Origin of the sequence: uncultured Nostoc sp., from assembly GCF_964245575.1 — a bacterium.
GTDB lineage: Bacteria > Cyanobacteriota > Cyanobacteriia > Cyanobacteriales > Nostocaceae > Nostoc.
Window position 1 is genome coordinate 1 of sequence record NZ_CAXTNP010000239.1, and the last position, 12,567, is coordinate 12,567.

The window sequence follows — 12,567 nt, forward strand, 5'->3', positions numbered from 1 at the left end:
ATTTTAAGTTCGCGGATAATTTACGCGAACACTTCTTTTTTGTCCAAAGTCCAAAAAAAGAACTAAGTTGAGTTAGTTGTCAAGGTAGAAGTAAGTTATTTTTTAATCAATTAGGTTTGAGGCTACACCAGTTGAGCGTAATGCCATATTCATGAGAATTTTTTGTGAATTAGCTTCTGGAGAATCATCATAGGGACGCCGTTGAATATAAGTGCCATCGCCTTGTAATTCCCACGCTTGGCGATTATCTGCGAGCATAATTCCCATAATTTCTTGCAAATCTTTAGCAATATCTGGGTCTTTTACTGGAGTAATTACTTCGACTCGGCGATCTAAGTTGCGGCGCATCCAGTCGGCACTGCCGATATAGATTTCCTCCTGTGTATTGTTATGAAAATAATAAATCCGAGAGTGTTCTAAAAAGCGACCGACAATGCTAATGATGCGAATGTTTTCACTAATGTCTTTGAGTCCTGGGCGCAAACAACAAACGCCCCTAATAATTAAGTCGATTTGCACTCCGGCGCGGGAAGCTTCATATAAAGTGGCGATGATTTCTGGATCGACTATGGCATTCATTTTGGCAACAATGCGTCCAGAAAATCCATTTTGAACATTTTCGATTTCGCGGCGAATTAGTGCTAAAAAGCGATCGCGCATATTCACAGGCGCAACCAGCAACTCTCGATAAGATTTTTGCAGGGAGTATCCTGTTAAGAAATTAAATAAATCTGTGATGTCAGCAGCCAATTCTTCACGGCAACTAAACAATCCCAAATCTGTATACAGCCGTGCCGTTTTCTGGTTATAGTTACCTGTGCCAATATGCACGTAGCGACGTATCCGGTCTTTTTCCCGCCGTACCACCATGACGGTTTTACTATGGGTTTTCAGCCCTACTAAACCATAGACAACATGAACCCCCACTCTTTCTAGTCGTTTTGCCCAGTAAATATTATTCTCCTCATCAAATCGTGCCTTTAATTCCACCAGTACGGATATCTGCTTGCCATTTTCGGCGGCAGCAATTAAGGCGTTGACGATGGGCGAGTCGCCAGAAGTCCGGTAAAGGGTCATCTTGATGGCTAACACATTCGGATCGTAAGCAGCATGGGTAATAAAGCGCACCACTGTAGCCGAAAAGGATTGATAAGGATGGTGTACTAGCAAATCCTTTTCCCGAATCACAGCAAAAAAGTCTTTTCCTTCGTCCGTCTCCAGGGTATCTGGGTCTAAACTCGGTTCCCTGAGTCTTTGCAGGCGTAATGGTACAACAGATTGGCGTGGTGGATCTTTGAGTTCTGGCAATCGCAAAGACATAAAATACATCAAATCCCGCAGTCCCAAAAGACCGTCTACTTCGTAGAGATCACTTTCTGTTAATTCTAAATCATGCAATAATCGCGATCGCACTATTTCAGGAGTCTGGGATTGAATTTCTAGCCGGACTGGACTTCCACCCAAGCGCCGTTTTCGCAGTTCCTGTTCGATCGCTAACAACAAATCATCTGCTTCATCTTCTTCTAAGACCAAATCGGCATCACGGGTAATGCGGAACGGATGATATTCTTGAATGTTCATCCCTGGAAATAGAGATTCCAAGTTATGAGCGATCGCTTGTTCTAAAGGTACTCCAGTCCAGTGGGCAGGTTTATCGTTGTTCTGATCTCCCAACTCCGGCGGTATCGGTAAAAATCGTGGGAGAACACTGGGGACTTTAACTCTGGCAAAGAATTCTTCTTCGGTATCTGGGTTTTTAACTACAACAGCCAGATTTAGACTGAGATTAGAAATAAAAGGAAAGGGATGACTAGGGTCAACAGCCAGGGGAGTCAAAACTGGAAAGACTTGTTCCTCAAAATAACTGTTGAGATGAGTCCGTTGTTTTTGATTCAAATCTATGTAATCCAGGAGATGGATACCGTGATTTACTAGTAGAGGACGAAGTACTTGCTCAAAATGTTGGTGCTGTTTCTTGACCTGGGGAGTCAGGGTAGACCTAATATCGTCTAACTGTTGTTGTGGTGTCCGACCATCGGGAGTTAACAGGCTAACTTTCGCCTCTACTTGTTGCTTTAAACCAGCAACGCGCACCATGAAAAACTCATCTAAATTAGAGTTGAATATTCCCAAAAACTTTAGGCGTTCCAGAAGGGGTGTGCGATCGTCACAGGCTTCATGTAACACCCTGGCATTAAATTCTAGCCAGCTTAACTCTCGGTTAAGATAATATTGTGGATCGTTTAAATTGATGGGATTGGCGCTTTTTTTCGATTTTGCCATAATGACTTAAAGGCAGGCAGAATTAGCCCATTTAACTGGGGGACAATAAACATAGTAAGTTAAATGGTGCATAGAGGCGAAGCAGCTTTTCCCGGAGTAGGAAAAGGGAACTTCATTTGTCCTTAGTTTCTTTCGTTGTGGCAAACGGCAATTGTAGGTTTTAGTCGTAGAGGAAATCTTTATCAATCGTGATCTCCCGTGTGGGCAAGTTACTGTTATTTGTGATGCCATCTTGAGGCGGGATTCGCAATGTGTACTTACCAAGCAAAACTGCATCTAGACGATAAAGACCAAATTCGTCACTTTCAGATGAAGAAATTCTTTTACCCTCAGCATTGATAACTTCTACCTCTATTCCTGGTATTGGCTTACCTGCGGCATCTGTAATTCTTCCTGCTAAACCGTATTCTACTCTGACAGGGAAATCTAACTTAGTCACAGCAGAGCTTTCCACCTTAGCGACTATCGTACTTTTTTTCACAGTAAGTTCCAGAGGCAATCCTTGTGGGTCAAATTGAACTACATATAGACCTTCTGGCAAATTACCTACGAAGAAATTACCTTGAGAGTCAGTTACAGTTCCAGCGACGCTTTGACCTTGTTTGTTGATCACTTGGATAGTAGATTCACTTAAATTAAAACCTTTTTTTGCTCCTTCTATGACTATTCGTCCAGCGATCGCACCCTTATCTTTACCAATCAAGGTATACTCCGAAGGAGTCATTCTCCCACCTGCAAAAGATAAATCTGATACTAATGAGATAAACAGGCGATCCTCACCAATACCACCAAAAACATTTTTAATCCTAGAAGGGATGCCCTGATATTCGACTCTAGCGAATAAACCTGGTAACACACGCATACTAGCACCAATTACTGGCCCAATATCGCCATCTCTATATCCTAGTCCAATGCGCCAACTTAAGTCTGAGAAGTTACTGGCATTACGATTGAGGGTCACAGTGAAACGAGTAGGCAACTCACCGCCAGATTCAGTCCCCAATGATACTAAATATTCTCTATTCAGGTTATAGCCAAAGTCTGTTGTATAGGTATCATCTACAATACTAAAACCCAGACTGCTATTCTGTGTTGGTTGATAAAAAGCGTTGAATAAATAACGTCCGGCAAAATCAGGTGCGCCTCTTAAAGATAAGTTAAAACGGACTGAATGAAAAAGTGGGCAAAATGTAACTAGTCGAAGTCTTCTCATATTGGCGCTTACGAGCTACGACTCCCAGATTAAAAGTATTACTAAAAGTATATTTAGCTTCTACACTATGGTTAAAGCGATCGCGCGATTGATTACTATATAAATAACCCGTGGGATATAATTCAGAATTACCGAGAATTTCCAAGCGATTTAACTGGAAATCTAAATTAGCTGTATAGCCAAATTCACCATGAGAAGTGCCAACACTAGCAGCGAGAATTGCTGGATTTATTAAGCGCCAAATAAAACCTGCTTGTGTTTGTGTTGTATCAGGGAGTACTTGTACCGAACCTTCCAGAGTCAAATCATTAGAAATTCCCTGACGCGCTTGATAAAATGCAGCAAGCTTACCTGAGTCCCTGTTATTAAAATCATCAAATAAAGATTTCTGGATATAGTTACCAGTTAAACCAAAACCTGCTAGCTGGGTTGTTCCGCCAGATGGTAGCAATAAATCAGAAGCTCTCAGTCTTAAAGAACGAATTTCTGTAGGTACATTTAGGTTATTACGGCCAAAAACCAACAGTTCAATGTCATTGGTTTGACCAGTAGGTAAATTGACATCTGAAAATTCGTATTGTCCAGTCAGTCCTACTTGCTGTTGAGCAACGATAACTCCACCAATTCTCAGCCGATACAAAACTTGCTGGAGGGAACTACGCCGCGAAAGCTTTGTATCGGCTGAGACTGTCTGGATAACAGTTCAGTTGCACCATAGTCTGCATTAAACCTATTTGGGCGGAGATTGGTGTAACCAATTTGGAATTCAGTCAGATTAGTAGATGACAATAAGGGATGTAACCCGATTTGTTGACGACCAATCTGATAGAGAAATTGATTTGAGCGTTTAAAGAAAAAGTAATCAGCAATCTCCGGCTGGTTAATAAAATCGTTCTCTAATCGTACACGCCACCCACCACCAGCTAAACGTCCTCCTAGAAGAGTAGAACTATGCCAGCCTGAATTCCCTGAATTATTAGTAAAATTTAACTCTTGTCTGAAATTTGATAAACCACTGCTAGGAGGTAAAGCTTCAGGTAAGAGATCAGTAGCTTGAGTACTATATTGCCCTGGGCGACTCACCAGAAGCTGAATTTTTTGTGGTTTGGACAATTAGCTTTTTAACAAGTTGCTTATTGACAAAGCTTTCTGGTGATCTATATGTAGAAAATTCTGCGGCTAGGGTTTCTGGTGGCGCGATCGCTCCTGCAATTATCTTGTTTGTATTCCTAGTATTAGCATCTAGTAGCTTTGCAGAAGATAAGTTTTTCGGTTGTGCGATAAGTATCGAGGGTATCAGAGCTACTAAGAGAATTTTGAAATATGCTGGCGGTGCTAGTGAGAGAACCACCAATATAAGATGAAGATGTTGTATCTAAAGCCGTAGCTGTCGTACTTACTGGATCAGAGAATCCTGAATAAGTTGCCATAGTTATTTATTATTTTCTATAAAGCTCAAGCACATATACTGGCTGCAAATTACTCAGATCAATGCCAAATAAGTTTATTAGTGTTAATCGACCCCCAATTTTAAGTACCAGATAAGAAAGTTCTTGCAAATACCAAGTTGCTTATTTTTTTATAACAACTTAGAAATTTTGTAACAACTTTATAGATTCATCCACAAAAGAGTTATGTATTAGCTGTTGCTATGAAATTTTTAATGTTCTTTTGCATTTTTCTTTCAAACTTCACTGCAAATAAAATTTAACTCTTAGGTAAAAGATTCTATCTACGTAAAAGTACTTAATTTTTAAGGTCAACTGTTAAAAAATAAATTATTTGTTTAGAGAATTTTAGTATAAAACTTTTTGCGGTAATATCCTGATTAAGAGTATATTCAAGGAAAATAATCGATAATACTATATCTGTTTTTTCTTTGCTAACTCGCTTAACCAAAGCATTTTTCGCGGCATTGCAATATGTTTCAAGCTACCCGTCGCCGTCTCGCTCTTTGGTATACTGCTGTCACTGCTGTATTACTACTACTGTTTGCCAGTGGCGTTTATTTATACGTCCGCAGTACACTAATTGAACGGATTGATGATACCCTTAACCATGTAGTGGAAATAGTGGAGCGCTGTCTAACAACCAGCCGTTGTGCGTCTACACTGATATTTGAGCCAATTAATACTGATGCAGATAAATTTCGCATTAATGTAGAAGCCAGTTTTCGTGATAATACCGATACCGTAGAAGATGACCACATCGACCTAGAATGGTTTAGTCCGACTGGTGAATTACTTTGGTCAACGCTATCCGAACCCCTAAATATTCCGATTCATACCAACCGCACTGGTGAAACTGTGCGCGTAGTTAAGCCAGAGAAAGAAAAAGGCAAAGATGATAAACTTCTCACTCCTAACTCCCCGTTCCCTACTCCCCATTACCCCTTATCCCCAGAGGGGGCCCCACCTTCCCCACTCCCCACTCCAAACTCCCCACTGTTATTACGGCAAGTTACCCAACGGGTGGAAATGGGGCGGCAAGTATTAGGATATCTGCGTGTTAGTCATCCCTGGTTTGAAGTCACTAAACCCAGTCGCCAATTAATTTTTGATTTGGCGCTAGGTATTGGGTTAATGGTGCTTTCTGTGGGCGCAAGTGGCTGGTTTCTTTCGGGTAAAGCGATGGAACCTGTAGGCGAGTCTTATCAACGCCTCAAACAATTTACTGCTGATGCTTCCCACGAACTTAGAAGTCCCATTACTTTGATTCAAACTAATGTGCAAGTCGCTCTTGCTGACTTGGATTTAGCAGAGACAGAAACGACTAATTCTTTGCAGTATCGACAACAATTAAAGGTTGTGGAACGGTTAACGCAGCGTTTGGGTAAGTTAGTTAATGACTTACTCTTCCTAGCACGACAGGATAGTGGTATTAGCAAAGATACTTTTTCACCTTGTCCGCTAGATGCCTTGCTGATCGAAGTGGTTGAAGAACAACAATTGTTAGTCCCTGAAAAAAAAATTGCTCTTTCTCTAGACTTAGTTGATCCTCCCGCCTGCGAAACTAGTCCCGAATTATTGGAAAATTGGTTTACCCTTGTGGGCAATTGGGATCAACTGGTGCGGCTGTTCACAAATTTGATTGCCAACGCCTTGCATTACACTCCAGCAGGTGGACGGGTGAAAGTGGAATTGGCGCGGATAGAGGGAATAAATCGCGTTTCTGGACTACGTTATACCAGCGGCCAGTTGCAAGTTAAAGTGAGTGATACCGGAGTTGGAATTCCATCAGTTGCACTACCACGCTTATTTGACCGCTTTTATCGGGTAGATCCGGCACGGACTCATACAACTGGGAATACAGCTACAGCCTGTGCTACTGGTTCAGGATTGGGATTAGCGATCGCTCAAGCTATTGTCGAACATCACCAGGGTCATATTCAAGTTGAAAGCACTCAAGACATTGGCACTACGTTCACTGTCACTTTACCAATAACTCTTGAGTCTTAATTCGGCAATAAATATTTGTTTCCTGTGATAGATGTAGAAAAAGAAATAAATTAACTACTTTATATAAGAACAGTTGCAGTGATGAATTTAAAATCATTCATCACTGATTAAGTTTTTTTAGTAAATTTTGAATTTACTCACTATGATTTAGCTTCTTCAGCCTTATGAATGAAATATTTCTGTCTAATTTGAGATTATTATCGAGTCTATAGTTAGATATCTAAAATAGATATATTGTTTAAGATTAGTATATGTACAGGCTGATAGTTAAACCTCAATTTAATTCGCTTTTTTATTTTTCAAAAGAAAATATTTTACTGTTTTTTTAGGAGTCACTAAATAATATGAAGTATCAAAATTTTCGCAAGTCTGCTGAGTTATTTGGCGTTGTTTGTGGTGGATTACTGATTAGTCTGCCAGCAATTCCTCAAGCACTAGCACAACAATCAGTAGCACAACAATCTACTCCCAAGGTTAACCCTTGCCCGAGAATTTTCTACGAAGAACCACATAATAATCAGGTTGTGGTGCCACAGGGATGTCCTCCCAATGCGCTAACACAAAGACTAGCTGCTCAAGGGCTTCTTCCCGTCCCTGCTACCCCATCACAAGACCAAACAAGATTGGGTGTAGGTGGTGAAGCTTCAGAACCAGGTGTCAGCTCACAAAGCCCAGTTTCTGCCGATCAAACTCAACAGCCTGCAACAGGGGCGGTTTCTACTGATCAACAACTACTACAACCACGGCAAACCCCCACCACTACGATCGCACTAGCAAATGGTAAAGTTAATATCACATTGGTAAATGACACTGCGGCTAAGGTAACCTACCAAGTAATTGGTGATACGGCACCGCGATCGCTAGCTGGTAAGTCATCTGTAACATTGCAAGCTCTAAACGCACCAGTAACAGTGACATTTGAACGAGAAGATGGTGGACAGTTGATAGTAACTCCACAACCCTCTTCAGAATCAGGAGGTTTGGAAGTTAGATTTAACGAAGCCACGAATGCAACACAGGGTAGAAGTGCTATGAGAATTGAACGAAACGGTTCAGTGTTCTTGAATTAGAAATAGTTAAGAGTTAGAAGTGAAGAGTGAGGAGTTAATTATTAGTTATATGGTAGTGCGTTAGGCTAAAGCCATAACATACCCTACAAAAGAATTACTACTAACTTATAACTCCTAACTCAAAACTTCTATTCACGGTTGAAACATTTTAGTTAATTGATCCAACAATTGCATTTCTTGCTTGCTGTCTTCCAATGTCCGCGCCAGTATAATTGCCCTTTCGTAAAAATTATGGGCAGTTAGGTAATTACCTTGTTGCTTGTATAACTGAGCGTAAGACTGAAAAGATTTTAATTCTTCTGGCAAATTTTGCAATTCTTTAGCGAGTGTTAAACGTTGCTCTAGTAAATCAAAAGCGCGTTCATAGCGTCCGACAGCAGTGTGAGCAGTAACTAAACCGTCAATTGCCCGTAATTCATTAGTGCGATCGCGGTTAGTTTTAGCTATCCGCATTGCTGCCCCATAACTGCCAATAGTATCCTGATAATTTCCAGATGCTAAGTAAGCATCTCCTAAATTATTTAAGGTATTTGCTTCACCGATGGCATCGCCAGTCTGACGGCGGAAAATTAAAGCATTTTCATACAATTTAATTGCCTTGTTACAATCTCCTAACCTGGCAGTTACCAAACCCAAATTACTTAAAGATAGTCCTTCTCCTTCAATATTTTTGACACCGTGAGCAATTGCGAGTGCATCTTCAACTATTTTGCCAGCAGCAGCAAATTCTCTTTGTTGCAAGAATAATGTACCAATATTATTTAGCACAAAAATCTGAGATTGGAAGTCTTTAGTATCACAAGCGATCACTAATCCTCTTCTTAACGCATCTTCCGCCTCTTGAAAACTACCTAGCTGCACATAAGCCTTAGCAAGCAAATTGTAAGTTAGACCTTGTGCTTTCAGGTCGCCAATTGAGTGATATAGTTCCAGCGCCCGCAAGGAAGACGTAATTGTTTTATCGGCATATCCTGAAGCGTATTGTTGTTCACCGATACTCAGCAAGCTATCTGCTTCATCTCTTGATTCTCGCCCAACGGAACTATTTAAAGGGCGATGGAGTTGTTGCGTAATATCAACTGCACCCGCAGCTACCGGACTCAGCAAAAAAGTAAACAGTAAAAAGCTCTGTAAAAGTATTTGGGGACGAGAAATCGCACCTACACAAATTAACCCTACCTTTTGCCTGGGAAATATAAGCCGTTGTTTCATAAAAATTACCCCTAAAGTTGCGGGTTTAAGTAGAAGGTCTAAGAAAAAGTTTTAATTTTTTAATTGAATACAAACAATACACGCATTTACACTTAAATTATGATTGCGCTAAATCTTCCCCAAAGTATATAGTGCGGATATCTGTGGGTAATTTTTCCTCTAGCATACGATAGCCTTCCTGGAGGAAATTGGCTACTTCATTACGTGCGATCGCTTCTCCTTCGGCTTGCAGATAGGCAGCGATTCTAGTTTCGCTCCAGTGGAAAGTTTGAACCATTAACACGACTAATCGCAAAACTGGTGGTAGTTGATCTAACGCCTGTTGTACATAGCACCATAGCGGCGGCGAAGTCGTTTGCAGAGAATAATGAATTGCTTCTGTAGGTGGTACTTTAATCTCATTAATACAGAAAGCTGTCATATTAATTAACCAATTTTGCATGGTTAAAGTTTCCTCGCCTGATTCAGAGACCGTTAAATTTAGTCCACCGAGTTCGTAGTAGATATGCCGCCAGGTGAGGGCAAACAGATAATCTGCCTGCACAGGCGATCGCGCCGAATGCCGAATTAAGGTATACACTATGGGACTATAGCGGCAAAAAATCACCGTGAAATATTTTCCGGCATCTGGATTGCGCTGAAATAGAGTCAGTAGTTCATGGTCACTGTGATGGAACAGCGACTTCACCAAGGGGTGGTTAGCTTCCGGAAAATGAGGGATTTGCATAAGCCTTTCAATGGATAGTTGTTAAAATAGTTTTGGGAATTGCACTCCGCTAGTTAATCGCATAATATCTTGGTGTTGCCCAGTTTGTAGCGCAAACTCAGACTACTTGAGTATTGATAAACTAGAAACAAAGACTTAATTTTAGTCTTAATCGACAATTATAAAATCGGCTCCCTTATAGAATCCTTATTTGTTCATGGTTATAGCAGTTAGTGTGATATCGTTCCTCCTCAGTCCCCTTACCTTAGGCTCCTTTCTGCCTTCCCTGCCCTTAGATAGCTTATTCTCCACTCAAGGCATTATGGTGATGCTGCTAGCAGCTTACGCTGGCGCAATGTGGATGTTCCTCACCAGTGCCCCAAAAGTACACACGGTAATGGTGTCGGATTTGGAGATTGCCCGACAGTTGTATGAAGGGCTGCTAGATTTGCCAGCAGCTGAGGTGCCATTGCACTACTACTACAATTACGAACAAACTATCGGCACAACTGGCATTGATCCACTATATATGTCTACTGGGCCGAGCTTGTCTAGCAAAATGATGAATAATGCCAACGATGGGCTGTGGTATCAATTGAAGAAAAACACCCAGCTACATGTGATTACTGGCGCGAGTTTAGGTAGCAAAAATCAGCAACGCCACGTTTGCTTTGATCACGACTGCCTGGAAATGATTTTAATGCGAGTCGAAGTGCGCGGTTTGAAATTCAAGATTCGCAACCAGAAGCCCCTGAATTTTTTGGTCAAGGATTATGAAGGGCGGGTTATTGAGGTGGCTGAAGTAGCGAATTAGTCGTTACATTTTAGATTATTTTAGGTTGGGTGGTGCATAGCTTGCCGCCTTTGGCATCGCATCACCCAATATTTTTTAAGGAGCTAGTTGTAAATAAATCAAAGTTTGTAGTGTTCGCGAGTCCGTCTCGTAAAGAGGACTTTAGTCCTGATAAACCTTGCGATGAGCGATGAATCGCTCACTACAAACCTACCTAACTGAAAATGCCTCACTGAACCGCCGCGTCACAGGCTCAGTGATGAATGTCAAAATTGACTTTTTACGAGTGACAATTTCACCTGAAGCAGACATACCTGGTGTAAATTCTACTTCTTGACCCCGCACGTTAACTGAGTGTTTACTTAGCTTAATTCTGGTGGGAAAAACTAAGCCTAATTCTTTATCAACAATTGCATTCGGACTGACTTGCATAACTTCCCCATTCACAGTGCCAAATTCCTGGAAGGGGAAAGTCGCCATTTTCACTTTTGCCTTCATTCCTTGACGAATAAAGCCAATATCGCGGTTGAGAACTTTCACTTCTAGGAGCATTTCTTCCCCTTCTGGCAAAATTGACAGCAATTCTTCACCTGATTGCACTGGCCCCTTGGTGGCTTTAACTCTGTAAATTGTACCGGCAACAGGAGCCTCAATCGTTTCTAAAGCTTGCTGCTTCCTCGCTTGCTCTAATTGACCTTGAACAGTTGTCAGTTCTTCTTTACGCTTGTTGAACTGGGTCAAAATTTCACTCTGGCGTTCTGATGCTACACGCTGGGCCTGACTGCGTGCAGCATTGTAAGCTTGTTCTGCTTGGCGAATTTCTTGGACTTGGGCAGCAATATCTTTTTCTAATGACGTGACTTTATCTTGAGCCTCTGTGATTTTATTCTGGGCGTTAGTCACTTCATCTTGCGCTCTAGTGATTTCTGTCTTTGCACGAGTTAATCTTTCTTGGGCATCCAAGTAATCGACACGAGGTACAGCACCAGGAGTAACTAGGGTGCGTAGACTTTTTTCCCTTTGTTCTGCAAGTGCCAAATTACTTTCAATTTTTATTCGGATGCTATCTGCGTTGGCAAGGTTGGTTTTAGCATTGGTAACGCTGCTTTTGGCATTAACTAAGTTGTCTTGCAACCGAGTCAAACGGACTTTGGCTTGATCTATAAGTGCTATTTGGCGATTTGCTTCTGCTTCCGCCCCTGCTTGACGCGCTTGGAAGTCTTGCAGGCGGGAGCTTAAAAGTTCATCTTGCAGTTTCGTCCCAGTAGCTTTGCCTCCGGTGCGTTCTGTATCCAAACGTTGCAAATCGTCCTGAATCAATCTGGAAGATTTGGCTAGGCGGGAAACATCGCTTATTTGCAAGTCTGGATCTTTTTGAACCAGAATTTGACCTTTAGTAACACGATCGCCTTCTCGCACTTTAACAGCAACAATTGACCCCCCACCCAAGGATGTCACCGGTCTTACCTGCGTAGAAGCAATTAATTCCCCTGGTGCTGTTGCTACTTCATCTATTTGCGAGAAGTACGCCCAGGCGATCGCTCCAAATACGATGATGCTCATCGTTCCCGCTAATAATCTCGTATACAGTGGCGGCAATTGCTGTACCGCCTTCCCCAATTCATAGGTGAGTTGTTCCTCTGGTTGGGCGAATCGCTCTTTTGTCTGACGTGCTTGAGCAGCATTTACAGCTAGGGAAGATTTCATAGAATTTTAGATTTTAGATTTTGGATTTTAGATTATCGCTAATTTGGGGATTGGGTATTGGATTTTAGATTATCGGTAATTGGGTATTAGGAAAACTCTTCCTAGTACAGAGGGCACGTAAATAA

General features: G+C 41.5%; 11 protein-coding genes. 4 read left to right on the forward strand and 7 right to left on the reverse strand.

Going from position 1 to position 12,567, the window contains the following annotated elements:
* Positions 1 to 102 precede the first annotated feature (102 nt).
* From ppk1 to ACFFAP_RS28830, 4 genes are all read right to left on the reverse strand, one after another.
* The gene (gene ppk1, locus ACFFAP_RS28815; RefSeq protein WP_375514440.1) at positions 103 to 2,283 is read right to left on the reverse strand and encodes a polyphosphate kinase 1; all 2,181 of its coding nucleotides are present in this window, start codon (positions 2,281 to 2,283) and stop codon (positions 103 to 105) included.
* 160 nt (positions 2,284 to 2,443) lie between these two features.
* Positions 2,444 to 3,496, reverse strand: coding sequence for a collagen binding domain-containing protein (locus ACFFAP_RS28820; RefSeq protein WP_375514441.1), 1,053 nt, complete (start codon positions 3,494 to 3,496; stop codon positions 2,444 to 2,446).
* Complete coding sequence (locus tag ACFFAP_RS28825; RefSeq protein ID WP_375514442.1) at positions 3,441 to 4,136, reverse strand: hypothetical protein; 696 nt, start codon at positions 4,134 to 4,136, stop codon at positions 3,441 to 3,443. Before ACFFAP_RS28825 ends, ACFFAP_RS28820 begins: the two co-directional genes overlap by 56 nt.
* Positions 4,124 to 4,609: a hypothetical protein gene (locus ACFFAP_RS28830; protein WP_375514443.1), complete on the reverse strand. Its 486-nt coding sequence runs from the start codon at positions 4,607 to 4,609 to the stop codon at positions 4,124 to 4,126. Before ACFFAP_RS28830 ends, ACFFAP_RS28825 begins: the two co-directional genes overlap by 13 nt.
* Before the next feature lie 23 nt (positions 4,610 to 4,632).
* Here ACFFAP_RS28830 and ACFFAP_RS28835 point away from each other — a divergent pair, with 23 nt between their 5' ends.
* From ACFFAP_RS28835 to ACFFAP_RS28845, 3 genes are all read left to right on the forward strand, one after another.
* Positions 4,633 to 4,860: a hypothetical protein gene (locus ACFFAP_RS28835; RefSeq protein ID WP_375514444.1), complete on the forward strand. Its 228-nt coding sequence runs from the start codon at positions 4,633 to 4,635 to the stop codon at positions 4,858 to 4,860.
* 558 nt (positions 4,861 to 5,418) lie between these two features.
* Entirely contained in the window at positions 5,419 to 6,954 is a 1,536-nt protein-coding gene (locus ACFFAP_RS28840; protein WP_375514445.1) for a sensor histidine kinase, read from the forward strand.
* A 344-nt stretch (positions 6,955 to 7,298) separates the two neighbouring features.
* Positions 7,299 to 8,024 carry a hypothetical protein gene (locus ACFFAP_RS28845; protein ID WP_375514446.1) on the forward strand — a complete coding sequence of 242 codons (726 nt, stop codon included), beginning with the start codon at positions 7,299 to 7,301 and terminating at the stop codon, positions 8,022 to 8,024.
* A 132-nt stretch (positions 8,025 to 8,156) separates the two neighbouring features.
* On the opposite strand, the gene ACFFAP_RS28850 is transcribed toward ACFFAP_RS28845, so the two are convergent.
* Positions 8,157 to 9,236 carry a tetratricopeptide repeat protein gene (locus tag ACFFAP_RS28850; protein ID WP_375514447.1) on the reverse strand — a complete coding sequence of 360 codons (1,080 nt, stop codon included), beginning with the start codon at positions 9,234 to 9,236 and terminating at the stop codon, positions 8,157 to 8,159.
* Positions 9,237 to 9,333: 97 nt separating this feature from the next.
* Positions 9,334 to 9,963: a sigma-70 family RNA polymerase sigma factor gene (locus tag ACFFAP_RS28855; protein ID WP_375514448.1), complete on the reverse strand. Its 630-nt coding sequence runs from the start codon at positions 9,961 to 9,963 to the stop codon at positions 9,334 to 9,336.
* Positions 9,964 to 10,159: 196 nt separating this feature from the next.
* Between ACFFAP_RS28855 and ACFFAP_RS28860 the strand changes: the two genes are divergently transcribed.
* Positions 10,160 to 10,756: a glyoxalase-like domain protein gene (locus ACFFAP_RS28860; protein ID WP_118168372.1), complete on the forward strand. Its 597-nt coding sequence runs from the start codon at positions 10,160 to 10,162 to the stop codon at positions 10,754 to 10,756.
* 189 nt (positions 10,757 to 10,945) lie between these two features.
* Here the strand turns inward: ACFFAP_RS28860 and ACFFAP_RS28865 are convergent, their stop codons facing one another.
* On the reverse strand, positions 10,946 to 12,442 hold the full coding sequence (locus ACFFAP_RS28865; protein WP_375514449.1) for an HlyD family efflux transporter periplasmic adaptor subunit: 1,497 nt from the start codon (positions 12,440 to 12,442) through the stop codon (positions 10,946 to 10,948).
* Between the last annotated feature and the right edge of the window lie 125 nt (positions 12,443 to 12,567).